Source organism: Jiangella rhizosphaerae (assembly GCF_003579925.1).
Taxonomy (GTDB): Bacteria; Actinomycetota; Actinomycetes; order Jiangellales; family Jiangellaceae; genus Jiangella; species Jiangella rhizosphaerae.
The window spans coordinates 1-24,372 of record NZ_QUAL01000008.1; the positions used below are offsets into that span (position 1 = coordinate 1).

25 protein-coding genes and 1 pseudogene are annotated in these 24,372 nt (G+C 72.7%); 11 read left to right on the forward strand and 15 right to left on the reverse strand.

The genetic code is table 11. The features are described from left to right. The 11 genes and pseudogenes from DY240_RS33135 to DY240_RS00775 form a co-directional block, all read left to right on the forward strand. A partial coding sequence (locus DY240_RS33135) for a hypothetical protein (RefSeq protein WP_233552555.1) occupies positions 1 to 180 on the forward strand: 180 nt, incomplete at its 5' end. A 459-nt stretch (positions 181 to 639) separates the two neighbouring features. Then, positions 640 to 1,287 (forward strand): DUF4389 domain-containing protein, encoded by a 648-nt coding sequence (locus DY240_RS00730; RefSeq protein WP_119658065.1) that lies wholly within the window; start codon positions 640 to 642, stop codon positions 1,285 to 1,287. 45 nt (positions 1,288 to 1,332) lie between these two features. Beyond that, a complete protein-coding gene (locus DY240_RS00735) occupies positions 1,333 to 2,013 on the forward strand; it encodes a response regulator transcription factor (protein ID WP_119658066.1) in 681 nt (226 codons plus the stop codon). Further along, positions 2,010 to 3,431, forward strand: a complete 1,422-nt coding sequence (locus DY240_RS00740; RefSeq protein WP_119658067.1) for a sensor histidine kinase — start codon at positions 2,010 to 2,012, stop codon at positions 3,429 to 3,431. Before DY240_RS00735 ends, DY240_RS00740 begins: the two co-directional genes overlap by 4 nt. A 76-nt stretch (positions 3,432 to 3,507) precedes the next feature. Beyond that, positions 3,508 to 4,062, forward strand: coding sequence for a hypothetical protein (locus tag DY240_RS00745; protein ID WP_119658068.1), 555 nt, complete (start codon positions 3,508 to 3,510; stop codon positions 4,060 to 4,062). Further along, positions 4,059 to 5,198, forward strand: a complete 1,140-nt coding sequence (locus DY240_RS00750) for an efflux RND transporter periplasmic adaptor subunit (protein ID WP_119658069.1) — start codon at positions 4,059 to 4,061, stop codon at positions 5,196 to 5,198. The genes DY240_RS00745 and DY240_RS00750 overlap by 4 nt, the downstream gene beginning before the upstream one ends. Further along, entirely contained in the window at positions 5,195 to 5,899 is a 705-nt protein-coding gene (locus DY240_RS00755) for an ABC transporter ATP-binding protein (RefSeq protein ID WP_119658070.1), read from the forward strand. The genes DY240_RS00750 and DY240_RS00755 overlap by 4 nt, the downstream gene beginning before the upstream one ends. Continuing rightward, positions 5,896 to 7,089 (forward strand): ABC transporter permease, encoded by a 1,194-nt coding sequence (locus DY240_RS00760; RefSeq protein WP_119658071.1) that lies wholly within the window; start codon positions 5,896 to 5,898, stop codon positions 7,087 to 7,089. Before DY240_RS00755 ends, DY240_RS00760 begins: the two co-directional genes overlap by 4 nt. Positions 7,090 to 7,178: 89 nt before the next feature. Next, positions 7,179 to 8,663: a carboxypeptidase regulatory-like domain-containing protein gene (locus tag DY240_RS00765; protein ID WP_147375151.1), complete on the forward strand. Its 1,485-nt coding sequence runs from the start codon at positions 7,179 to 7,181 to the stop codon at positions 8,661 to 8,663. A gap of 21 nt (positions 8,664 to 8,684) precedes the next feature. Beyond that, positions 8,685 to 9,035: pseudogene (locus tag DY240_RS00770) on the forward strand (DNA polymerase ligase N-terminal domain-containing protein); the annotation flags it as partial. 80 nt (positions 9,036 to 9,115) lie between these two features. After that, the gene (locus DY240_RS00775; RefSeq protein WP_119658074.1) at positions 9,116 to 9,598 is read left to right on the forward strand and encodes a VOC family protein; all 483 of its coding nucleotides are present in this window, start codon (positions 9,116 to 9,118) and stop codon (positions 9,596 to 9,598) included. Here DY240_RS00775 and DY240_RS00780 read toward each other — a convergent pair. The 15 genes from DY240_RS00780 to DY240_RS00850 form a co-directional block, all read right to left on the reverse strand. Then, positions 9,595 to 9,930, reverse strand: a complete 336-nt coding sequence (locus DY240_RS00780; RefSeq protein ID WP_158602682.1) for a HipA domain-containing protein — start codon at positions 9,928 to 9,930, stop codon at positions 9,595 to 9,597. The genes DY240_RS00775 and DY240_RS00780 overlap by 4 nt on opposite strands. Then, complete coding sequence (locus DY240_RS00785) at positions 9,927 to 10,751, reverse strand: HipA domain-containing protein (protein WP_119658076.1); 825 nt, start codon at positions 10,749 to 10,751, stop codon at positions 9,927 to 9,929. Before DY240_RS00785 ends, DY240_RS00780 begins: the two co-directional genes overlap by 4 nt. Then, the gene (locus DY240_RS00790) at positions 10,738 to 11,010 is read right to left on the reverse strand and encodes a type II toxin-antitoxin system Y4mF family antitoxin (protein WP_119658077.1); all 273 of its coding nucleotides are present in this window, start codon (positions 11,008 to 11,010) and stop codon (positions 10,738 to 10,740) included. Before DY240_RS00790 ends, DY240_RS00785 begins: the two co-directional genes overlap by 14 nt. An 88-nt stretch (positions 11,011 to 11,098) precedes the next feature. After that, complete coding sequence (locus DY240_RS00795) at positions 11,099 to 12,232, reverse strand: zinc-binding dehydrogenase (protein WP_119658078.1); 1,134 nt, start codon at positions 12,230 to 12,232, stop codon at positions 11,099 to 11,101. A gap of 2 nt (positions 12,233 to 12,234) precedes the next feature. Then, on the reverse strand, positions 12,235 to 13,071 hold the full coding sequence (locus DY240_RS00800) for an amidohydrolase family protein (RefSeq protein ID WP_119658079.1): 837 nt from the start codon (positions 13,069 to 13,071) through the stop codon (positions 12,235 to 12,237). Positions 13,072 to 13,209: 138 nt separating this feature from the next. Next, entirely contained in the window at positions 13,210 to 14,079 is an 870-nt protein-coding gene (locus DY240_RS00805) for an IclR family transcriptional regulator (RefSeq protein ID WP_119658080.1), read from the reverse strand. Continuing rightward, entirely contained in the window at positions 14,076 to 15,680 is a 1,605-nt protein-coding gene (locus DY240_RS00810) for an N-acyl-D-amino-acid deacylase family protein (RefSeq protein ID WP_158602683.1), read from the reverse strand. Before DY240_RS00810 ends, DY240_RS00805 begins: the two co-directional genes overlap by 4 nt. Then, positions 15,677 to 16,726 (reverse strand): ABC transporter ATP-binding protein, encoded by a 1,050-nt coding sequence (locus DY240_RS00815; protein ID WP_119658082.1) that lies wholly within the window; start codon positions 16,724 to 16,726, stop codon positions 15,677 to 15,679. Before DY240_RS00815 ends, DY240_RS00810 begins: the two co-directional genes overlap by 4 nt. Then, complete coding sequence (locus DY240_RS00820) at positions 16,723 to 17,736, reverse strand: ABC transporter ATP-binding protein (protein WP_119658083.1); 1,014 nt, start codon at positions 17,734 to 17,736, stop codon at positions 16,723 to 16,725. Before DY240_RS00820 ends, DY240_RS00815 begins: the two co-directional genes overlap by 4 nt. Then, positions 17,736 to 18,686: an oligopeptide ABC transporter permease gene (gene opp4C / locus DY240_RS00825; protein ID WP_199700554.1), complete on the reverse strand. Its 951-nt coding sequence runs from the start codon at positions 18,684 to 18,686 to the stop codon at positions 17,736 to 17,738. Before opp4C ends, DY240_RS00820 begins: the two co-directional genes overlap by 1 nt. After that, positions 18,683 to 19,642 carry an ABC transporter permease gene (locus tag DY240_RS00830; RefSeq protein ID WP_119658084.1) on the reverse strand — a complete coding sequence of 320 codons (960 nt, stop codon included), beginning with the start codon at positions 19,640 to 19,642 and terminating at the stop codon, positions 18,683 to 18,685. The genes opp4C and DY240_RS00830 overlap by 4 nt, the downstream gene beginning before the upstream one ends. Before the next feature lie 34 nt (positions 19,643 to 19,676). Further along, entirely contained in the window at positions 19,677 to 21,332 is a 1,656-nt protein-coding gene (locus tag DY240_RS00835; protein ID WP_147375152.1) for an ABC transporter substrate-binding protein, read from the reverse strand. Between the two features lie 53 nt (positions 21,333 to 21,385). Beyond that, positions 21,386 to 22,258: a fumarylacetoacetate hydrolase family protein gene (locus tag DY240_RS00840; protein WP_119658086.1), complete on the reverse strand. Its 873-nt coding sequence runs from the start codon at positions 22,256 to 22,258 to the stop codon at positions 21,386 to 21,388. Beyond that, positions 22,255 to 23,196 carry a Gfo/Idh/MocA family protein gene (locus DY240_RS00845; protein WP_119658087.1) on the reverse strand — a complete coding sequence of 314 codons (942 nt, stop codon included), beginning with the start codon at positions 23,194 to 23,196 and terminating at the stop codon, positions 22,255 to 22,257. Before DY240_RS00845 ends, DY240_RS00840 begins: the two co-directional genes overlap by 4 nt. Beyond that, positions 23,193 to 24,197, reverse strand: a complete 1,005-nt coding sequence (locus DY240_RS00850; RefSeq protein ID WP_158602684.1) for a Gfo/Idh/MocA family protein — start codon at positions 24,195 to 24,197, stop codon at positions 23,193 to 23,195. Before DY240_RS00850 ends, DY240_RS00845 begins: the two co-directional genes overlap by 4 nt. Positions 24,198 to 24,372: the final 175 nt, after the last annotated feature.

The window sequence follows — 24,372 nt, forward strand, 5'->3', positions numbered from 1 at the left end:
GAAGAAACTCAACCCCAGCAACAACGACAACCCCCGGTAAGAGGCCATCGCGTCACCAAAGGAACCCCAAAACCAACACCCCACAAAGAAGATGTCAGCCCGAGGACACAAACAATTGGCATCAACCAAACATCATCAGGCACACTGTTGAGTTCTCAAAAATCGGACGCACCCACTTGATTTCCTCTCGGAAATCTCCGCGAGACGCTGGTGTTACTTTAGGTTTTCCCGGTCTTCCGAGTCAAATTCGCGTCTTTCTCGAATTCGACTGGCTGTCGATCGAACGATCCTCGCCCGGGCAACCCCGCTAGCTTACCTCACCGCTCTCACCGGATCAAGCCGTCAGGCTGATCTGTTTCGCTCGGCTGGGTGGCCAGCACCCCATGCTTGCGGCACCGGCAGTGGACGCGAGTCCACCGCGGTGGCCGTTCGTACGGGGTGACTCCGTGAGTCCGGGCCGCCTTGCGGCGTCCCGCGCTCTCACGAGCCGACGGAGAACTTACAAAGATCGGCGGCGCCGAGTCAAGTCGAACGCCGCCACTCTCTTCGGCCGAACCGGCCGCCCCCTGGCGGGAAGCGGAGTAGACCTGGTGAGAGCCCTGATCACGGGCTCACGACGCCGACTCTGGATGGTGCGCCATGCAGCAGCTGCAGCCAACCGACCCGCCGCCCTACCCCGTCACGTTCTCCGTCGACTACCCCGACCGCCAGTTGGACCGGGTGACCACGTTCTTCCGCCTCATCGTGGCGATCCCGATCCTCATCGTGCTCGGCAGCGTGGCGGGCGGCACGTGGCAGTGGAGCTACGACGACGGTGAGGCCGCCGCCGCGGGCGCCGGCGGCCTGCTGTTCTTCGGCCCGCTGCTGCTGATCGTCGTCCGGCGGAAGTACCCGCGGTGGTGGTTCGACTGGAACCTCGAACTACAGCGCTTCGCCAACCGGGTCGGGTGCTACCTGGCACTGATGAACGACCGCTACCCCTCCACCGACGACCACCAGACCGTCCACCTGGACTATCGCTACCCGGACGTCCCGACCGAGCTCAACCGGTGGCTGCCGCTGGTGAAGTGGCTGCTCGCCGTTCCGCACTACGTCGTGCTGTTCTTCCTCCACCTCGGCGCGATCGTCGCGGTCGTCGTCGCCTGGTTCGCGGTGCTGTTCACCGGGCGCTACCCCCGCGGCTTGTTCGACTACGTCGAGGGCGTCATCCGCTGGCAGAACCGGGTCACGGGCTACGCGGTCACGCTGGTCACCGACCGGTACCCGCCGTTCCGGCTGTCCGCCTGAGCCCTTCTCAGGCTGTTCTTAACCTCGCGCCGCACACTGGCCGTCGTGCGGGTCCTTGTCGTCGACGACGAGCCGGTGCTACGGGAGTCCCTCGCGCGATCGCTGCGCTTCGAGGGCTATGCCGTCACGACCGCGGCCGACGGGGTCGAGGCGCTGCGTCGGTTCCCCGACGTGCGTCCGGACGTGCTGGTCGTGGACGTGGTGATGCCGCACCTGGACGGCATCGAGGTGTGCCGGCGACTGCGCGGCGACGGCGACCGCACCCCCGTCCTCATGCTCACCGCGCGCGACGCCGTCCGCGACCGCGTGCTCGGGCTGGACGCCGGCGCCGACGACTACCTGGTCAAACCGTTCGCCCACGAGGAACTGCTGGCCCGGCTGCGGGCGATGCTGCGGCGCACCGCGGCGACGGGCGACGAGGCGCCGCTCGTGGTGGGCGACCTGCGGCTGGACCCGCAGACCTGGCAGGTCCGCCGCGGCGACCGGGAGATCTCGCTGACCCGGACGGAGTTCGGCCTGCTCGAGCTGCTCATGAGGCATCCCCGCCAGGTGCTCACGCGCGCCCAGCTGTACGAGGGCGTCTGGGGCTGCGACCTGGACGGCTCCACGAACTCCCTCGACGTGTACATCGGCTACCTGCGCAAGAAGCTCGAGGCCGGCGGCGAGCCGCGGATGCTGCACACCGTCCGCGGCGTCGGCTATACGCTGCGCGCCGCCGAGCCGTGACGCTCCGGGCGCGGCTGGCCCTGCTGACGTCGGCCGCGGTGGCGCTGGCGGTGGTCGCGGCCTCCGTCGCCGCCTGGCTGCTGATCCGCTCCAGCCTGCTCGACGAGATCGACCAGCGGCTCCTCGCACGCGTCCCCGACATCGAGGAGATGGCGCAGACCGCCGAGAACCTGCCCGACGGCTCCCGGCAGCGGATCTCGCTGGTGGCGGGCAACGAGCCGCTCGGCCTGCAGACGATCACCCCGGACGGATCGGTCGAGCCGGGGCTGCCGCCTGGTAACGAGCCGGACGCGCTGGTCCTGGACGAGGAGGAGCGGCGCATGCTGGACGGCGAGATCGAGAGTCCGCTGCTGCGCAACGAGGTCGTCGACGGCGTCGACGTCCGGGTGATGACCGCGGCGCTGGAGCGGGGCGGCGCGTTGCGGCTGGTGCAGCCGCTGGACGGGGTGGAGCGGACGCTGACCCGGATCGCCTGGCTGCTGGCCGGCATCACCGGCGTCGGCGTGGCCGCGGCCGCCGCGCTGGGCTGGACGACGGCCCGCACCGGGCTGCGTCCCATCGACCGGCTGGTGGACGCCGCCGAGCAGGTCGCGACGACGAAGGACCTCGCCCACCGCATCGACCCGCCCGGCAACGCGCGCGACGAGGTCGCGCGGCTGGCCGGCTCGGTGAACGCGATGCTGGCCGCGCTCGAGGACGCCCGGACCCAGCAGCGGCAGCTGGTGGAGGACGCCGGTCACGAACTGCGCACCCCGCTGACGACGCTCCGCAACGACCTGGGCGTCCTGTTGCGCAGCGAACAGCACCCGGACCGCACGCTGACCCCGTCCGACCGGGCCGGACTGCTGCGCGACCTGGAGGCCGAGGCGGCCGCGCTGTCGGACATGGTCGGCGAGATCGTCGAGCTGGCGCGCGGCGGCACCGAGCCCGAACCACCGCTGGAGACCGACCTGCGCGCCCTGGTCGAGCGCGCCGTCGCCCGCACCCGCCGGGTCGACCCCGCCGTCACCGTCACCGTCGCGGGACGTCCGTTCGAGGCGGTCGTGCGCCCGGTCGTCCTGGAACGGGCGGTCGCGAACCTGGTCCGCAACGCCGTCCAGGTCAGCCCGCCGGGCGGCGTCGTCGACGTGCTGCTGGACGAGACCGCCCTGGGCGCGCGGATCCGCGTCCTCGACCGCGGGCCGGGCATCTCGGACGCCGACCTGCCACGCATCTTCGACCGGTTCTACCGCGGCCAGGCCGCCCGCGAGCGGCACGGTTCCGGCCTCGGCCTGGCCATCGTCGCTCAGGCCGCCGACCTGCACGGCGGCAGCGTCACGGGGTCGCGACGCAAGGGCGGCGGCGCCGCCTTCACGCTGGTCGTGCCGGTTCGCCAGGCCGAACCCGCGATTCTCAGCCCGCTCTTAGACCGGCCCTAAGGACGTCTCATCCCGCGCCGGGAACGTGGCGGATGCACGGCAGGAACACCGACATCCACTCGTCCCGGAGGACATCATGACCCGATCCACCCGGCGCGGTACCCGACTGCTGCCGGTCATCGCCCTTCTGCTCACCGCGACGCTGACGGCCTGCGGCTCCGACGGCGGCGACGACGACGTGGCCGCGGCCGGCACCGGCGGCGGCGACAGCACGTCGGACAGCGGCGGCGGAGGCGGCACGACCGACCAGGAGCAGGCCGAGCTGGACTTCTACGAGTGCATGCGCGAGAACGGCGTCGACCTGCCCGACCCCGACCCCGGCCAGCCGGGCGTGCAGCTCCAGCTGCCCCCGGGCTCCGAGGCGGCGATGGAGGAGTGCCGGACGCTGCTGCCCAACGGCGGGCAGATGCAGGAGACCTCCCCCGAGGACCTGGAGTCGCTGCGCGCGTTCACCGAGTGCCTGCGCGAGAACGGCATCGACATGCCCGACCCCGCCGCCGACGGCCGGCTGAGCATGCCCGAGGGCGTCGACCCTCAGTCGGCCGAGTTCCAGGCCGCCATGACCGAGTGCCAGCCGATGCTCGACGGCGCACCGATCCGGATCGGTCCGGGCCCGGGTAGTGGCCAGTGACGGCGACGCTGGACCACCAGGACGACCTCGACGCGGAGCTGGACCGGCCGCGACGCCGCCGCACCCGGCTGCTCTGGCTGACGCTCGGCGTGATCGGCGTCGCCGGCGCCGGTGGCGCGTATTGGTACACGACGCAGGACGACGGCGGCCGGCCGGCGGACGCGGCCACCGGACCGGCCGCGACCGCCGAGGTGGTGCGCGACACGATCGCCGCCACCGAGACGTGGTCCGGCACGCTCGGGCACGGCGACGCGCTCGGCATCCCGGCCGCTCAGGGCACGCTCACGCGGGTCGCGGCGGCCGACACCGAGGTCACCCGCGGCACGGAGCTGTTCCGGCTGGACGAGCGGCCGGTGACGGCGCTGCTCGGGGTGATCCCGATGTACCGCGACCTGGGCCCCGGAGACGAGGGGATCGACGTGGAGCAGCTGGAGGCGAACCTGGCCGCGCTCGGCTACACCGGCTTCACGGCCGACGACGAGTACACCGACAACACCGCCGAGGCGGTCGAGGAATGGCAGGAGGACATCGGCGCCGACGAGACCGGCACCGTCGGCCGGTCCGACGTCGTGTTCCTGCCCGAGGGCGGCCGGGTCGGCACCGTCCACGCCGCCGTCGGCAGCACGGTCACCCCGGGGTCGCCGGTGCTCGAGGTGACCGGCACCGACCAGGTCGCGACGCTCGAGGTCGACGTCGCCGACCGCGACCTGCTCGCCGTCGGCACCGCCGTCACCGTCGTCCTGCCCGGCGGGGCCGAGGCGGCCGGGACGGTGACCGCGGCGACGGTGGTCGAGGCGCCCCCGGCCGGCGGCGGCGCGGCCGGCGAGGAGGAGGCGGCCAGCGCCGAGGACGCCGTCGTCGAGGTCGAGGTGACGCTGGCCGACCCGGTCGACCCCGCGCTGGTCGGTTCGCCGGTCGACGTGGTGCGGCCGGTGGACGAGCGGGCCGACGTGCTGGTGGTGCCGGTGACGGCGCTACTGGCGATGTCCGGCGGCGGCTACGGCCTCGAGGTGGTCGCCGGCGACGGTACGACGTCGGTCGTCCCGGTCGAGCTCGGGCTGTTCGCCGACGGCCGGGTCGAGGTGACCGGCGACGGCATCGCGGAGGGCGACGTCGTGGGGGTGGCCGGACGATGAGCGTCACGACGGCGGAGCCGGTGATCCGGCTCCGCGGCGTCCACCGCCGCTATCCCGGGCGGCCGCCGGTGCGGGCGCTCGACGGCGTCAGCCTCAGCGTCGCGCCCGGCGAGCTGGTCGCGATCGTCGGGCCCTCGGGGTCGGGCAAGTCCACGCTGCTCAACATCCTCGGCACCCTGGACCGGGCCGACGCCGGCGAGGTGCGCATCGACGGCCGCGACGTCGGCGCGCTGTCGGACAAGCAGCTGTCGGCGTTGCGGGCGCACCGAATCGGCTTCGTGTTCCAGCAGTTCTTCCTCTCCCCCGGGGTCAGCGCGCTGGACAACGTCGCCGACGGGCTGCTCTACACGGGGCTGTCGCTGCGCGAGCGGCGGCGCCGGGCGGCCCGTACGCTGGCCCGGGTCGGGCTGGCCGACCGGGTGCGGCACCGTCCGAACGAGCTGTCCGGTGGACAGCGGCAGCGGGTCGCGGTCGCCCGGGCGCTGGTCGGGCGGCCGTCGTTCCTGCTGGCCGACGAGCCGACCGGCGCGCTGGACTCCGCGTCCGGCGCGGCGGTGCTCAAGCTGCTGCACGAGCTGCACGACGGCGGCACCACCGTCATCGTCATCACCCACGACCACGGGGTGGCGGCCGAGCTGCCGCGGCAGGTGCACATCCTGGACGGGCGGATCGAGTCCGACGAGACCTTGGAGTTGGTGTGAGCACGCCTCGGTCGCGGCTGCGGCCGCGCGACACCGTCCGGGTGGCGTTCTCGGGACTGCGGGCACGGCCGCTGCGGGCGGTGCTGTCGGCGCTGGGCATCGCCGTCGGGATCGCCGCGATGGTCGCCGTCGTCGGCATCTCCGCGTCCAGTCGCGAGCAGGTGAACCAGCAGCTCGACGCGCTCGGCACCAACCTGCTCACCGTCGCGCCGAGCCAGTCGTTCGTCAGCACGGCACAGCTGCCGGCCGCGTCCGTCGACATGGTGGCCCGCCTCGACGACGTGGAGTCGGTGAGTGCGGTCGGGATCGTCCCGGACGCGGCGGTCTACCGCAGCGACGAGATCGACCCGAACCAGACCAACGCGATCGCCGTGAGCGCGGCCCGGACCGACCTGCTCGACACCGTCAGCGCGACGGTCGCGTCCGGCCGCTGGCTGGACGACGTGCTCAGCGCGTTCCCGGTGGTGGTGCTGGGGTCGGACACCGCGGAGCTGCTCGGGATCTCGCGCACCGAGGGCGACGTGCAGGTCTGGCTGGGCGGCGAGTGGTTCACCGTCGCCGGCGTCCTCGACCCTGTGCCGCTGGCGCCGGAGCTGGACACGTCGGCGCTGATCGGCTGGCCGGCCGCGGAGTCGCTGCTCGGGTTCGACGGCGCCCCGACGACGGTGTACCAGCGGGTGGCCGAGGGCGCGATCGACGAGGTGCGGACGCTGCTCCCGGCCACCGTCGACCCGGCGGCGCCGGAGGAGGTGGCCGTCAGCCGGCCGTCCGACGCGCTGGCCGCTCAGGCGGCGACCGACGAGACGCTGACGACGCTGCTGCTCGCGCTCGGCGGCGTGGCGCTGCTGGTCGGTGGGATCGGGGTGGCCAACACGATGGTGATCGCGGTGCTGGAGCGGCGGTCGGAGGTCGGCCTGCGGCGGGCTCTGGGCGCGACCCGGGCGCACATCCGGCGGCAGTTCCTCGGCGAGTCGGTGCTGCTGGCCGCGCTCGGCGGCGGTGGCGGCGCCCTGCTCGGGGGCGCGGCGACGGCGGCGTTCGCGTCCAGCCGCGACTGGCCGTTCGCGCTGCCGGTGTGGGTGCTGGCCGGCGCGGCCGGCGCCACCATCGTCGTCGGGGCCCTGGCCGGGGCCTATCCCGCGGCCCGGGCGGCCCGGATGCCCCCGACGGCGGCGCTGTCGGCCGTGTGACGCGATTGCGCGAATCGGTGGTGGCGGCCGCCGCCCGCGGGTTCAATGACCCCGTTCACCAGCCACGACGTGGAAGGACAAACGGGGACATGGTACGCGGACCGGTGCGAGCGGCGGCCGTCGCCGCGGTGACAGCCGTGCTGACGCTGGCCGTCGCCGGCACGGCGCAGGCGGAGGCGTCGTACGGCGAGATCACGCTGAGCGGAGGCGGCGGCGCCTACTCCGGCACGGTGACGCTGGCGCCGGGCTTCCCGGCGACGACGTTCACCAGCGACTCGCGGGCGTCGGCGACGGTGCCCAGCGGCGCGTCGAACTGGCTCTCCGCGGCGACGCCGTGGGGCGAGGTGTTCGGCTCCAGTCAGGGCCGGCCCTACCTCAACCTGCGCCCGGCCGCCGACGCCGCCGGGTCGCCGTCGACCACGACCTACGTCTTCGACACGCCCACGCCGGCCGGCGGGTGGGGCTTCGCGCTCGGCGACATCGACTCCGACATCGCCGTCGTGACGGCGACCGACGCCGACGGCGCGCCCGTCTCCGGCGCCGACCTCGGGTTCGAGGGCGCCTTCAACTACTGCGACGCGTCGCCGCGGCCGAGCGGGGTGTGCTCGTCGGGCCCGCCCGCCGGCGGCGACGGATTCGACCTGCCGTCGTCCTCCGTCGGGGCGGCCGACGTGACGCTGACCGGCCACGGCCCCGACACCGGCGGCGCGTCCGGCTGGTTCCGTCCGTCGGTCGCGCTGTCGTCGCTGACCATCGCGTTCGAGTGGCAGACCGGGTTCCCCGTCTACCACACCTGGTTCGCGACCGAGCTGCGCGCCGTCTCCGGCACCGTCACCCTGGACGGCACGACGCCACAGGCCGGCGTGGAGATCACGCTCACCGGCCCGTCCGGCGAGGTCGTCGCGACCGTGACCACCGGCGACGACGGCAGCTACGAGTTCGCCGGCATCGCGCCCGGCGACTACGAGGTCGTTGTGACGGTGCCGGACGGGCTCACCGCCGTCGGCCCCGCGGACCGGCCGGCCGACGTCGTGACCGAGGACGCGACCGGCGTCGACTTCGACCTCACCGCCGGCGAGCCGGAGCCCGAGGTCTTCGACGTGCCCGGGACGGTCACCGACCCGGACGGCGAGCCGGTCCCGGACGCCGACGTCGTGCTCGAGACGCCCGACGGCGGGGAGGTCGCCGAGACCACGACGGACGAGGACGGCGACTTCGTGCTGCCCGACGTCCCGGGCGGCGACTACCAGCTGATCGTCACGCCGCCGGGTGGGTCGCCGACGGAGCTGCCGGTCACCGTGCCGGTCGAGGAGCCGCTGGAGATCACGGCCGACCCCGCACCCACGCCGACGCCCACGCCGTCCCCCACCTCGTCGCCGTCGCCGACGCCCACGTCGTCGCCCACCGCGGAGCCGAGCCCGACCGCGTCGCCGTCGCCGTCCCCGTCGCCCACGGACGAGCCGGGCGAGGAACTGCCCGACACCGGCGCCGGTGCCGCGACGGGCGCCGTCGCCGTCCTGATGGTGGCCGCCGGTGCCGCCGCCTTCGCCGTCCGCCGCCGCGTCACCGGGTGATCGACGGGGTACACCTCCTGCATGGTGGATGACGGGCGGCCGGCCTTCGTCCTGCACGAGCACCGCCGGCCGCGACACCACTTCGACCTGCGCCTGGAGGAGAACGGCGTCCTGCGGTCGTGGGCGGTGCCGCGCGGCCTGCCGGGGACGCCGGGCGAGAACCGGCTGGCCGTCGAGGTGCCCGACCACGACCTCGACCACCTCGACTACGAGGACGCGGACAAGGCGGTCGCCGACACCGGCTGGTGGGAGGAGCACGACCGCACCGGGCGGCGGATGCTGTTCACGCTGCACGGCCGCGACGGCCCCGCCCGGTACGCGCTCATCCGCACCGGCGACGGCTGGCTGCTGCGCCTGACGCTGGACCAGCCGGACGTGTCGAGAAGGGGGCGGCGGCTCCGACCCACTGACGAAGAGCCGGAGACGCCGGCACACGACCCGAGGAGCCCGTCATGACGCAGAAGATCACGCCGTTCCTGTGGTTCGAGGACAACGCCGAGGAAGCGCTGACGCTGTACACGTCGATCTTCGACGACGCCCGCATCACCGCGGTCACCCGCTTCGGCGAGGGCGGCCCGTTCCCCGCCGGCACCCTGCAGTCGGCGACGTTCGAGCTGGCCGGTCAGCAGTTCATGGCGATCAACGGCGGCCCGCACGACGAGTTCAACGACGCCATCTCGTTGTTCGTCAGCTGCGAGACGCAGGAGGAGATCGACCGGTACTGGGACGCGCTGCTGGCCGGCGGCGGCACGCCGACCCAGTGCGGCTGGCTGAAGGACCGCTTCGGCGTCTCGTGGCAGGTGACGCCGGTGCAGTTGCTGCGCTACCTCGCCGACCCCGACCCGGAGAAGGCCGGCCGCACCGCCGCCGCGATGCTGCAGATGGTCAAGCTCGACCTGCCCGCCCTGACAGCGGCCTACGAGGGCACCGCCTAGAGGGCGCGCCCGTGGCGCAGCCCGGCCACCGCGTCGACGACCCACCGGGCTGCGTCTCGCGTGCCGGCATCGACCCGGACCAGATCGTCGCGTGCGGCCTCGAACGCCCCGACGACGTCTCGGCGCATCGTCTCGAGCAGGTCGCCTGCCCAGGATTCGTCCACGCCGAGGGTCCGGGCGGCGTCGAGACACTGCGCCGCGCCGATCCGGGCGAAGTCGTATTCGCCGCCGATCCTCATGGCGGAGTAGACGGGCTGCTCGTCGCGGTACGGCGCGAAGGTGACCAGGTCGTACAGGGGGGCCAGGCGAACGCGGTCGCCGATCAGTATCACCGAGCCACGCGGCCCACCCCTGGTCCTCCGTCGAGCCGCTGATACTTCTTGTCCGGAGGAACCGCCAGCGCCTGGCACAGGTCTTCCTGATGGATCCGGATCCAACGGCCACCCACGTACTGGCGATCGTAACGCGTCGTGACGAACGCGCGGACGTCGCCGAACGTGGCCAGCGAGGTGTCTGCTACGCGGAGCTTGAGCCGGCGTGCGGCCTGCATAGTGAGGTGCTCCACGACGTCCAGTCGTCGATAGCGCCCCTCGACGGGTTTGACGATGTGCGTGGTCGGCGTGCCGGGGTCCGGGCGCGCCCAGCCGTCACCCGCGCGGAAGAGCGCCACCTTCGGCTGTGCCCCGGCCAGGCTGAACCGTTGGGCCGGTCCAAGGTTCGGCATGCCATCGCGGTACTCCGCGATTGTCTCGACCAGCAGTTGTTCGACATCGCGCGAGGTCAGCATGGTGTAGCCATCCCGGCTGACGCCGTCCGTCGGCGGGGTGCCCGGCGGCAGCACCTGCAGGGCGCCGGCGACGTCGGCACCGACGTGGCTGAGCAACGCGAACGGATTTTCAGCGGAGACGCCGTACTCGCGTGCCAGCGCAGCTCGCGCCTGCGGGTTGTCTGTTAACAGGCCGGCGAAGAAGGGCCTGACCACCCGATTGGCATGCGCCGCGATCGCCAGCGGCATCGACAACGAGAGTGGCGTCCGCTGCCGTCCCGCTCGATAAGCGTCGTCGTAGTCGAAGGTGAGATTGCCGCCCGACGACTGCCGCAGGACGCCACAGCGAACCCCATCCAGATACACGATCAACTCAGCCGTTGTCATCGGGCTCTCTTCCGAAGAGTTCGTCGATGAGCTCGTCCGCTCTCTTGTCGCGGGTCAGCGGCGTCAGGTCCAAGGCGAGATCGAGCACCTCGAGGACATCCATCAACTGCGTCATGTTGATGTTGGGCTTGCCACGCTCCAGCGCGTTCACCCATTCACGCGAGACGCCGGCGCGGCGCGCCAGCTCGGCCTGGGTCAACTCGCGTTCGTTCCGGCGAGCGCGTACCGCGGCGCCCAGTTCTCGCGTGCTTCGGAACATCTCGACCCCTCTGGGTTGTGCATGATCATCCACATTAGCGGATGTGGGAGATCGTACACAAGAGGGGATGTGGACGAACGTCCACAGGTTAGGTCGCCGCTGGGCGCAGGAGTTGGCGCACAGCGCGGCCGGCGGCGAGCTCGTCGAACGCGGCGGCGAGGCCGTCGAAGGCGATGTCGCCGGTGCGCAGGCGCCCGACCGGCAGTTTGCCGGCCTCCCACAGCCGGATCAGCCGCGGGATGTCGCGCGCCGGCGCCGCCGAGCCCATGTAGGAGCCGCGCAGCACGCGGCCCTCGCCGGTCAGGGTGACGGCGGGCAGGGCGGTGCGGTGCGCGGGGTCGGGGAGGCCGACGGCGACGGTGGTGCCGCCGCGGGCGGTGGCGGCGAAGGCGGTCTCGAGGACCGCGGCGCTGCCCACGCACTCCAGCGCGTGGTCGGCGCCGCCGCCCGTCGCGTCGCGGACGGCGGCCACGACGTCGTCAGATCGCGCGTCGAGCACCGACGTCGCGCCGAGCGACCGCGCCAGCGACAGCTTCTCCGCCACGGTGTCGACGGCGACGACGGGGTGCGCGCCGGCGAGCGCGGCCGCCATCACCGCGGAGAGCCCGACACCGCCCAGCCCGAACACCACGACCGACTCCCCTGGCCGCACCACGGCCGTGTTCACCACGGCCCCGAAGCCGGTCAGCACCGCGCAGCCGAGCATCGCCGCGACGTCGAACGGCACCGACGGCGGCACCACGACCACCGAGCCCCGCGACACGACGGTCCGCTCGGCGAACGCCGACACGCCCAGGTGGTGCGCGAAGCCGACGCCGTCGCGCCCGAAGCGCGTGCCGCCCGACACCAGCGTGCCCGCGCCGTTGGCCACGGCGCCGACGGTGCACATGGCCGGCCGTCCCGACGCGCACTCGGTGCAGTGCCCGCACGACGGCACGAACGTCATGACGACGTGGTCGCCGGGCGCGACGTCGATGACGCCGGGGCCGGCCGCCTCGACCACGCCGGCCGCCTCGTGGCCCAGCACCATCGGCGTGGGCCGCGGCCGGCTGCCGTTGATCACGGACAGGTCCGAGTGGCACAGCCCGGCCGCCTCGACCCGCACGAGCAGCTCACCGGCGCCCGGATCGGACAACGTCAGCGACTCGACGGTCAGGGCGGAGCCGCCCGCGTACGGCGGCTCCGCGCCGAGCCGCCACAGCACGGCCGCGCGCGTCTCCACGCTCACCGCAGCCCCAGCGCCTCGCGCGGGTCGCCGTCGAGCAGCCACTCGATGGTCGACGGCAGCACGTAGGGCAGCGTCGGCGGGCGCATCGCGGCGATTTCGCGCAGCCCGGCAACGGCCTGGGCCGGCGTCCAGATCGGGAAGTCCGAGCCGAACAGCAGCTTGTCGACGACGCCCCACTCCTGGGCGCGGACCAGCGCGTGGTAGCCGTCGAACGGGCGCGCCCACGAGGCGGAGACGTCGGTGAAGACGCGCCGGTTCTTCCGGCACACCACCATCGCCTCGCGCTGCCACGGATGACCCATGTGCGCCATGACCATGGTGAGGTCCGGGTGCCGGCGGGCCACCTCGTCGACGACCAGCGGCTGGCTGACGACGAGCGAGCCGGCCGGGCTGGGCGTCGCGCCCATGTGCCACAGGATGACCAGCCCGTGGCGCGTCGCCGCCTCGTAGAACGGGTCGAACCGCTCGTCCCGGGCGTCGAACAGCGACAGGACGGGGTACAGCTTGATGCCGCGCAGCCCCCGGGCGACCCCGTCCTCCAGCTGCTCCAGCACGTCGGGATCGGTGGGGTCCAGCGCCATGAACCCGATGGTCTCGGTACTGGTGCTGTTGCAGAACCACTCGACGTACTCGTTCGGCGTCGCGACACCGGCCGCCGTCGCCCGCAGCCCGAAGACGCAGGCGACGGAGACGCCGCCCTCCTTCATCGCCCGGTCGTACTCCTCGGGCGTGAAGGCGTGGGCCTCCTCCTGGCCGTAGACGGGCGCCCAGTTGGCCTTCCACTCCGGGCCCCAGTGCTCCGGCTGGTGACAGTGGGTGTGGACGTCGAACATGCGGCGATCCTCCTGTTTCCTTCGAGTGTCGGCGGGCCGGGCATGGCCGCAAGTACTGTCACCCTGGCTCGTTGTCTTGCACCGACGACGTCGAGGAGGCCTCCGGCCCCCTCTCGTCGCCGGTCCTGCCCGGCCCGCCTAGGGCCGGGCGGAACGGGCGGGACGCAGCGAGCTGTGGACGATGCGCATGGCGGCGGCGGTGTCGGGGTCGCCGGCCAGCTCGGCCGCCGTCTCCGTGAGCCGCTCCAGGTAGAACTGCTGGCGGTCCGGGCCGAACTCACCGGACGGGCCCGAGACGCTCACCGCGGCGAGGCACTCGCCGTCGACCTCGACCGGGACCGCGACGCAGCGCAGCCCGACGCTGCGCTCGTTGTCGTCGAAGGCGTAGCCGCGCCGCTCGATCAGCCGCAGCTCGCGGGTGAGCTCGTCCATCGTCGTGATGGTGGCGTCGGTGAACCGCGTGAACGGCGCCGCGGGGACGTGCTCGGCCACCCGCTCCGCGGGCAGCCGCGACAGCAGCAGCTTGCCCAGGCCCGTGCAGTAGGAGTGGTCGCGCACGCCGGGGCTGGCGTGGAACCGGATCGGCCGGTCCGGCTCGTGCACACCGACGTGGATCACCTGGTCACCGTCGAGCATGCCCAGGTTCGCCGTCTGGCCGGTGCGGTCGGCCAGCGGCGCGAGGTACCGGTCGGCGACGACGGACAGGTCCAGCGACGACATGTACGCGTTGGACAGCCGCAGCACCTTGTGCCCGAGCCGGTACGAGGGCCGCTCGTCGACGCGGACGATGTACTCCATCTCGGCCAGCACGGCCAGCAGCCGCACCAGCGTGCTCTTCGGCAGCCCGGTCGACTCGCTGATCTCGACCAGCGTGTACGGCTCGGCGCCGGTGGACAGCAGCTCCATCAGTGCGAGCCCGCGTGCCAGCGCGTTGGCGTGGTAGTTCGCCGACGCCGGTCGATCGTCGTCGACCGAGGTGCGTCGGGTGGTTCTGGCGACGGGTGTCATGATCGCTGCCCCTTGTCCTTCGTCCCTGCTCTGAGTACGCGGCCGGCGCGCGCGCCGGTGTGCTGCCCGCGGCCGGTCGTCGGCTCGCCGTTGACGATCACGGCGTCGACACCGGCGGGGTACCGCCGCGGGTCGGCGAACGTGGCGCGGTCGGCGAGCCGGCCGACGTCGAGCACCACGATGTCGGCGGCCTGCCCTGCGGTGATGGTGCCACGATCGGTGATCCCCGCCCGGCGCGCCGCACCCGACGTGCACTTGCGGATCGCTTCGGGCAGCGTGAGAGTGCCGTCGGCGACGTGCTCGGAGAGCAGCCGCGGGTAGGTGCCGTACGACCGCGGGTGCGGCATGCCCCGGCCGGTGGGGCCGTCGACGTCCAGCGCCTGGCCGTCGGAGCCGATGACCGACGCGGGGTGGCTCAGGACGGCGCGCAGGTCGCCGGCGTCGCGGCCGCCGGCCACCATCGACACGGCGTTGCCGTGCCTGGCCAGCAGGTCCAGCGCGACGGTGTCGGGGTCGGTGCCGCGCTCGGCGGCCAGCTTGGTGACGGTGTGCCCGACGACGGCCGGGTCGGGCGCGGAGTTGACGGTGATCTCGTCCCAGCCGATGGCGTCGGCCGCCCACGACGCGCGGATGCGGGCCACCGCCTCGGGGTCGGCGAGCCGGGCACGCATCGCGGCGTCGCCACCGGCCTGCGCCCACGCGGGCAGCCGCTGCGCCATCGGCGCGTTGCCGGCGAGGTAGGGGTACATGTCGACGGCGACGTCGAGGCCGTCGGCGCGCGCGGCCTCGACCAGCTCCAGCGCCCTCGCGACGCTGCCCCAGTTGCGGCGGCCGACGGCGGTCAGGTGCGACAGCTGCGTGCGCACCCCGGTGGCCGCGGCGACGTCCAGCGCCTCGCGGACGGCCGGCACGACGTCGTCGGCGTAGTCGCGCAGGTGCCAGGCGAACAGCGCGTCGTGCTCGGCGACCACCCGCGCCAGCGCGACCAGCTCGGCCGGGCGGACGAACGTCAGCGGCGCGTACATCAGCCCGGTGGACAGGCCGGCGGCGCCGGCGTCCAGCGCATCGGCCAGCAGCGACGTCATCTCGTCCAGCTCGCGCGGGGTCGGCTCGCGGTCGTCGAACCCGACGATGCCGGCGTGCAGCGGCAGGTGCCCGACCAGCCCGGCGACGTTGAGGCTGGGCCGGGCGGCGGCGACGGCGTCAAGGTACTCGCCGTAGGACCGCCAGCTCCAGTCGACGCCGGGGTCGAGGTCGAGGTAGCCGACCGCGGCGCGCACACCGTCGACGTCGGCACCGGCGGCCAGCGGCGCGACGCCGAGCCCGCAGTTGCCGATCACCGTCGTCGTGATGCCCTGGTGGACGGCGCTGCGGGCCTGCGGCGCGGACAGTAGCGTGAGGTCGGAGTGGGTGTGCAGGTCGACGAAGCCGGGGCAGACGACCTTCCCGGTGGCGTCGAGGACCCGGGCGGCGTCGGTCTCGACCGGGTACTGGCCCACGGCCACGATCACCCCGCCGGCGACCGCGACGTCGGCCTGGACGCCGTCGGCGCCGGTGCCGTCGACGACCGTCCCGCCGGTGATCAGCAGATCGAGGGTCACGAAGCGGCTCCTGACGTCGGCAGCACGGGCAGCAGCTCCGGGAAGTGGCACGCGCTCGGGTGGCCGGTGCCCAGCCGGTCCTCCAGAGCGGGCACCTCTTCGGCGCACTTGGCCTGCGCCTTCCAGCAGCGGGTGCGGAACCGGCAGCCCGACGGCGGGTTCGCCGGGTTCGGGACGTCGCCGGTGAGGGTGATCCGCTCGCGGGCGCCGCGCAGCCGCGGGTCGGGCACCGGCACCGCGGACAGCAGCGCCTGCGTGTACGGGTGGGTCGGGGCGCTGAAGATCTGGTCGCGGGTGCCGGTCTCGACGATGACGCCGAGGTACATGACGGCGATGCGGTGCGACACGTGCCGCACGATCGACAGGTCGTGGGAGATGAACAGGTACGCCAGCCCCAGCCGCTGCTGCAGCTCGCGCAGCTTGTTCACCACCTGCGCCTGGATCGACACGTCCAGGGCGCTGACCGGCTCGTCGAGCACCAGCAGCTCGGGGTCCAGCGCGAGCGCGCGGGCGATGCCGATGCGCTGGCGCTGGCCGCCGGAGAACTCGTGCGCGTACCGGTTGGCGTGCTCGGGCTGCAGCCCGACCAGGTCCAGCAGCTCCGACACCCGGTCGGCGCCGCCCTGGCGGTAGCGGCCCTGCACCCGCAGCGGCTCGGCGATGATGTCGTGCACCGTCATCCGCGGCGACAGCGAGGCGTACGGGTCCTGGAACACGATCTGGGTCTTGCTGCGCCAGGGCCGCAGCTCGTCCTCGCTCATCGTCGCGAGGTCGTGGCCGCGGTAGAGGATGCGCCCGGAGGTCGGCTCCAGCAGCCGCACCACCATGCGCCCGGTGGTGGACTTGCCGCAGCCGGACTCGCCGACCAGGCTCAGCGTCTCGCCCTGGTCGATCGCGAACGAGACGCCGTCGACGGCCCGCACCGCACCGACCGCTCGGCGGAACACCCCGCCGCGGATCGGGAAGTGCATCGCCAGGTCGTCGACGCGCAGGACCTCCTCGCCCAGGTGCTCCAGCCGCTGCGCGGCCGCCGTCTCGACGGTCATCGGGTCACCTCCGTGGGGACGGCCGCGAGTTCCTCGGCGAAGTGGCAGGCGGTGCGGTGGACCGCGGTGCCGTTGCCGACGACGCGCAGCTCGGGCCGCTCGGTGCGGCAGCGGTCGCGGGCCAGCGGGCACCGCGGGTGGAACGGGCAGCCCGGCGGCGGCGCGAGCAGGCTCGGCGGGCTGCCCGGGATCGGGTGCAGCTCGTCGACGTCGCGGTCCAGCCGCGGCAGGCTCTCGAGCAGCCCGACGGTGTACGGGTGCCGCGGCGCGGTGAACACGGTGGTGACGTCGCCCTGCTCGACCACCCGCCCGGCGTACATGACGACGACGCGGTCGGCCAGCTCGGCCACCACGCCCAGATCGTGCGTGATCAGCAGTGTCGCCGCCTGCGTCTCCTGCTGCGCCACCCGCAGCAGGTCCAGCACCTGCGCCTGGATGGTGACGTCCAGCGCCGTCGTCGGCTCGTCGGCGATGAGCAGGCTGGGCCCGTTGGCGATCGCCATCGCGATCATCGCGCGCTGGCGCATACCGCCGGAGAACTCGTGCGGGTACTGCTTGAACCGCGCCGCGGCGTCGGGCATGCCCACCAGCGCGAGCAGCTCGATCGCGCGGTCGCGGGCGGCGTCCTTGGACAGCTTCCTGTCGTGCAGCCGCAGCGCCTCGACGATCTGCTTGCCGACGGTGACGACCGGGTTGAGCGCCGTCATCGGGTCCTGGAAGATCATCGCGATCTCAGCGCCGCGGATGGTCCGCAGCTCCTTCCCCGCCAGCTCGCCGAGATCGCGGCCGCGGAACCGGATCGTCCCGCCGGCCCGCCGGCCCGACTTCACCAGCCCGAGGATCGACATCGCGGTGACGCTCTTGCCGGAGCCGGACTCGCCGACGACGCCGACGATCTCGCCCCGGTCGATGGTGAACGAGGCGCCGTCGACGGCCTTGACGACGCCCTCGTCGGTGCGGAACTCGACGGCCAGTTCGTCGATCACCAGCAGCGGCTCGGTGTTCTCCACTACGACCTCCCCGACTGCCGCGGGTCGACGGCGTCGCGCAGGCCGTCGCCGACGAAGTTGACCGACAGTACCGTCGCGGCGATGGCCAGGCCCGGCGGGAGCCACAGCCACGGCATCGACTGGATGACCGTCAGGCTCTGCGCGTCGTTGAGCATGTTGCCCCAGCTGGCCTGCGGCGGCTGGACGCCTAGGCCGAGGAAGGACAGCACCGCCTCGGACAGGATCGCGCCGGCCACGGCGATGGTGCCGACCACGACGATCTGCCCCATCGCGGCGGGCACGATGTGCTTGCGCAGCAGCCAGCCGCGCGACGCGCCCGCCACCCTCGCGGCGTGCAGGTACTCACGTTCGCGCACCGCTAGCGTGACGCCGCGGACCAGCCGCGCCGTCGTCGGCCAGGTGGTGACCGCGATCGACAGGATGAGGATCGGGATGCTCGGCCCCAGGATGCCGGCCAGCACGATGATGATCACGATCGGCGGGAACGACAGCATCATGTCCGCCGTGCGCATGAGTACGGTGTCCAGCCAGCCGCCGAACAGCCCGGCCACCGCGCCGACGATCGTGCCGAACAGCACCGCGAGCAGCGCGGCGACGATGCCGACCAGCAGCGACACCCGGGCCGCGTAGACGACCCGGGCGAACACGTCGCGCCCGGACGCGTCGGTGCCGAGCCAGTGCTCGCTCGACGGTGGCTGCCGGATCTCCCCGAGGTCGACGGCTGTCGGCGACTGCTGCGCGATCAGCGGCGCGAACACCGCCAGCAGCACGATGAGGAGCAGGACCACGGCGCCGAAGACCGCGATCTTGTTGCGCCGGAACCGGCGCACGGCCATCGCCGCCGGCGACCGCCGGCGCGACCGGGGTGCCGTGCCGGTGGTCTCGGCGGCCACCACCTCCTCGGCGGCGGCCACCTCGGGAGTGTCGAGGGACGGTCGCAGGTCGCTCATGTCACCTTCACTCTCGGGTCGACGACGGCGTAGGCGATGTCGGCGAGCAGGTTGCAGATCAGCACCAGCGCCGCCACGTACAACGCGAAGCCCACGATCACCGGGTAGTCCTGCTGGCTCACCGCGCGGACGGCCAGCTGGCCCATCCCCGGCCAGGCGAACACCTGCTCCAGGACGACGGCACCGGCCAGCATCTGCGGGATGTTGATCATCACGATGGTGATCAGCGGGATCAGCGAGTTGCGCAGCGCGTGCCGGGCCACGACCCGGCCCGGCGCGGCGCCCTTCGCCTCCGCCGTCCGCACGTAGTCGGCGGACAGCTCGTCGATCAGGCTGCCGCGGACGTACCGGGTCAGCGGCCCCGCGCTGGCCAGCCCCAGGATCGCCGCCGGCATGATCAGATGTCGCAGGATGTCCCCGCCGGTGCCGTCGCCGGGCGAGGACATGCCCGCCGACGGCAGCCAGCCCAGCTGCAGGGAGAAGATGTAGATCGCCACGATGCCGAGGAAGAACGACGGCACCGAGATGACGCCCAGGCTGAGGGCGGCGGCCGCGTAGTCGACGCCGGTGTTGCGGCGCACCGCCGCGACGATGCCCAGCGGGATGGCGATCAGCAGCGAGATCGCCAGCGCCGTCGACATCAGCAGGACGGTCGGGCCGAGCCGCTCGATCAGCAGCTCGCTGACCGGGGCCCGGCTGATGAACGACGAGCCCAGGTCGCCGGTGACGGCGTCGAGGAACCACCGGCCGTACTGCACGAGGACCGGGTCGTCGAGGCCCAGCTCCGCGCGACGGCTCTCGATGAACGCCTCGCTGCCCTCCTGCAGGTCCGCCGGCGGGATCATCATCCGCACCGGGTCGCCTGGTGCGGCGCGGACCAGCAGGAACACGCCGATCCCGATCAGGATGAACACCACGATGTTCACCAGGATCCGTCTGACGACGAACGCCGTCACCGTTCACCTCCTCCTCGTCCGCACCCTCGGCCCGTCAGCGGTTCAGCGACCACTCCTGGACGTTCCAGAACGGGTTGGTGAAGTCGCCGTTCGGCACGAAGCCCTCGATCGCCTCGGTGTAGGCCCAGATGGTGTCAGGGTTGTACAGGTAGATCATCGGGACCTCGGCGTTCTCGATGCGGGCGGCCTGCTGGTAGAGGTCGTACCGCGCGGCCTCGTCGACCGTCGCGTTGGCCTCCAGCATCAGCTGGTCGAACTCCTCGTTGCACCAGTACGACAGGTTGCCACCGGCCGGGAAGTGCGTGCTGCAGGCGTTGATGCCGAAGACCGCGAACGGTTCGGTGGCGTAGTTGCCGCCACCGTAGAGCGTCATGTCGTAGGACTGCTCGTTCATCATGTCCGTCAGCTGGCCCGGCTGCACCTGGTTGAGCTGCAGCTTGATGCCGACCTCGTTGAGCTGGCTCTCGAGGATGGTGGCCGCCGTGTCGCGGTCGCGCTGGCCGGGGATCCACGAGAGCGTGATCACCTGGTTGGGGTCCCAGTTCATCTCGGCCAGCAGCTCGCGCGCCCGGTCCGGGTCGTAGTCGTAGGTCTCCAGGTCGTCGGGCAGCGCGTCGTTCATGAAGCTGGCGTTCACCGGCTGCGCGTAGCCGCCGAGCGCCTGGTCGATGAGCTGCTGGCGGTCGACGGCGTACAGCATGGCCTGGCGTAGCCGGACGTCCTGCAGGTACGGCTTCTTCTCGTTGACGGAGGTCCGGATGTAGCCGGCGCCGGGACCGGTGCCGATCTCGATGCCGTCCATCGCCTCGACGGTCTCGAGGTCGGCCGGCGAGATCTGCACCAGGTCCATCTCGCCGGTGCCCAGCTGCGCGGTCGCGACGTCGGAGGTCACCGGGCGCAGGTAGATCTCGTCGATCTCGGGCTCGCCGTCGCGGAAGGACGGGTTCTTCACCAGGTGGATGTACTGGTCGGTGGCGTACTCCTGGAAGACGTACGGCCCCATGCCCACGTTCGGGCTCTGCGTGAAGAACTCGGTCGTGTCCATCTCGTCGACCGGCACGTCCGCCAGCACGTGCTGCGGGACGATCATGATGTTGCCGGTCAGGCCGACCAGGCCGACGTTGGGCTTGGTCAGCTGGATCTGGAAGGTGGTCTCGTCCGGCGCGGTGAAGCCGCTGACGGTGTCGGCGGTGCCCGCCGCCACCTCGGGAGCGCCGACGACGTCGCTGAACCGGCCCGTCGCGGTGCTGCCGGTGTCGGGGTCGGCCATGAGGTTGTAGGTGAAGACGACGTCCTCGGCCGTGAACGGCTCACCGTCGCTCCACGTCAGCCCCTCCTTGAGGTGGTACGTGATGGTGAGGCCGTCCTCGGAGATCTCCGGCAGATCGGTCGCCAGCCGCGGGTAGAGCTTGTAGTCGGGGTCCACGCCCAGCAGCGAGTCGTAGATGAGGTTCATGACGACCTGGTCGGGACCGCTGGCCGGAGCCATCGGGCTCCAGTTCGACGCCGGCGGCTGGTACAGGTACGCGTTGAGCGTGGTGTCCTCGGAGCCGCCGGAGTCGCCGGTGGCGCCCTCCCCGCCGGACTCGCTGGTGTCGTCCTGGGTCGGGTCCGAACAGGCCGCGAGGGCCAGGACCATGGACAGGCCGGCGGAGATCAGGGCTGCGCGTTGCGCTCGGGAACGTCTCACAGCTACCTCTCAGGGATCTGGTCTGGCCGGGACCGGCCCGGCGATGGGGTGGTTCAGACGACGCGGTTGGTGAGGGTGCCGAGACCGGCGATGCGCACCGTCATCCGGTCGCCCGACGCGAGATAGGTCCCCGACGCCGCACCGACCCCGGCCGGCGTCCCGGTCATGATGATGTCGGTGGGCTCGAGGGTCATCAGCCGCGAGGCGAACGCGACCAGCTCGGCGACGGTGAAGATCATCTCGGCGGTGCTCCCCTGCTGCCGGAGCGTGCCGTTGACCTCGAGCTCGATGTCGAGGCCCTGCGGATCGGGTACCTCGTCGGCGGTGACGAGGTAGGGGCCGTACGGGGCGAACCCGTCGGGCCATTTGCCGGCCAGCCAGTCGAAGTAGCCGACCGCGGCCGAGGAGGTGTCGCGCTCGTAGCCGTAGTCGACCGACCGGGCCGACACGTCGTTGCCCACGGCGTAGCCGGCCACGTGGTCCAGGGCCTTCTCCACCGGGATGTCGCGGCCGCCCCGGCCCACGACCACGACCAGCTCGGCCTCCCAGTCGACCTGGGTGCTGACCGACGGCAGGGCGATGTCGGCGCCCGGGTCGGTGACGGACGTGCCGGGCTTGAGGAACAGCCGCGGCGCCAGGGTGCTCTTGTCGAGGGGCTCCCCGCCGCCCTCGGCGACGTGGTCCTGGTAGTTCGCCGCCACCGCCAGCACCTTCGTGGGGCGCGCGATCGGGGCGCGGACGGCGAGGTCGGCCAGCCGGTGGGTGGCCGACGGTTCACCCGGCCGCCAGCCGGCGTCGGTGCCGGCGCCGGCGGCGACCGCCGCGGCGAGGTCGCCGTCGCCGAGCTCGGCCACCGTGCCGGCGGCCTCGTCGGCGACGTACCCGTGCCGGGTGCGGCCGTCGCGGGTGTAGCTGACCAGCTTCATCGGCTGCCTTCCTTCTCTGTGGACAGGTCGACGGGGTGTCCGGACGCGGCCGACGCCCGGGCCGCGTCGACGATCTCGGCGATGTGGACGGCGTCGGCGGCGGACGGGCTGCTGGGGCGGCCCGCGGTGACGGCCGCGTGCAGCTCGTCGAGCAGCCGGTCGACCGTGCCGGGGCCGTGCCACACCTGGCTCGACGCCTCGGCCCGGCGTAGGACGACAGCCGGGCGCGAGGCGTCGATGTCGAGGACGCCGTGCGAGCCGCTGACGCGGTAGCGGTGCACGGCGAGCCCGGCCGGCCGGGTGTCGGCCAGCGACCGGGTGCGGCCGACGCTGATGGTGCTGGTCAGGCCGTTCTCGTGGGTGAGGAGGAGCAGCGCGAAGTCGTCGGCGTCGCCGTCGCTCCAGTGCGTGCCGAGGCGGGCGAACACCCGGCGGGCCCGCAGCCCGGTCAGGGCGAGCACCACGTCGAGCGGATACACGGCGAAGTTCGCCAGCTCGCCGGCCGGCGACGGCGTGCCGCCGGCGACCAGGAAGTCGGCCTGCACGTTCCACGGCAGCCCCACCTTCCCGCCGGCGACGGCGCCGCGGGCGGCCGCGATCATCGGGTGGAAGCGCTGGTGGTGCGCCGGCAGGCAGACCTTCCCGGTCTCCGCGGCGACGGTGGCGACCTTGGCCGCGTCGGCGGCGGTCAGCGCCAGCGGCTTGTCGACCAGCACGTGCTTGCCGGCCTGCAGGGCGGCGATGACGGCGTCGGCTCGGCGCTCGGGCTCGACACAGACGCTGACGACGTCGACGGCGGGGTCGTCGAGAGCGGCGTCGACGATCTCGAAGCCTGGGTGTGCCTCGAACGCCGGCTGGTACATGGCCCGCTGGTGGTCCTGGTCCGGCCCGAGGCCGGCGAAGCCGAGCAGCAGCACGCCGAGGGTCGCGTCACTCATGAGCGGACCCCTTCCATGACCTCGTCGAGCGTGACCGGCTCGCCGCGCTCGATGGACAGCTCGGTGGCGACCCCCAGCGCGACCGCGCGGACGGCGTCGGCCGGCGTCATCGCCCGCTCGGCGGCCCGGTCGGCGATCGCGTCGAGCCAGGCGTCGAGCTGGACGGCGAACCCGTTGGCGGCCTGAGGGTGCAGCAGGCTCGTCCCGGATTCCGTCACGACCGTCGACCCCCAGCCGTCGGCCGGCAGCTGCAGCACGCCGTCGGTGCCCGCGACCAGCACGTCGCGGCGGTCCAGCGTGGACGGGCGGTGGCCGCGGCTCATCTCGCACACCGCGTCGGCGCCCCCGGCGTACTCCACGTGCATCTCCAGGTAGTCGTAGATGCGCAGTTCGGCGGCGGTCTGGGCCCGGCCGCGCGCGTAGACCGAGACCGGCTCGTCGCGCAGCCACCAGCTGACCAGGTCGAGCAGGTGGACGCCGTTGTGCAGCGCGTGCCCGCCGGACTTGGCCGGGTCCAGCACCCAGGCCCGCCAGTCCGGCCAGATCCATCCGCCGAGCAGCGCCAGCCGGGCGAACACCGGCCGGCCCACGGCACCGCCGGCGATCGCGTCGTCCACGGCCCGGGCGTAGTCGTAGAACCGGTGGGTGTGCGCGGCCATCACCACCGTCCCGGCGGCGTCGAACGCCTCGACGACGGCGCGCGCGGACGGGACGGTGATCGTCAGCGGCTTCTCCATCAGCAGGTGCTTGCCCGCAGCGGCGATCTGCTGTGCGATGGGCTCATGCGTCATGTTCGGCGTGCACACGATCGCCGCGTCGACGCCGGGCCGGGCCAGCGCCTCGGCCAGGTCGGTGGTCCACGGCACGCCACCGGCGGCGGTCGCGGCGGCGCTCGCGCGACCGGCGTCGACGTCGACGATGCCGGCCAGCCGGGCGCGCGAGCTGGCGCGCAGCGCGGCGCCGTGGTGGTCGGCGATGAACCCGGCGCCAACGATCACCACGCCCAGCGGCCCTGTGTCGTCAATCACGGAATGGCGTGCCATGCCGAGTCATCTTTGGGTCGGGATCGCGCGCTGTCAAGGGCCGCTGCTGTGACGATCGCGTAACGCGACCACAAATGGAACGTCTTGCCATGCTTGGCGATGCCACCTACGCTTCCGGACAACGACACCACCG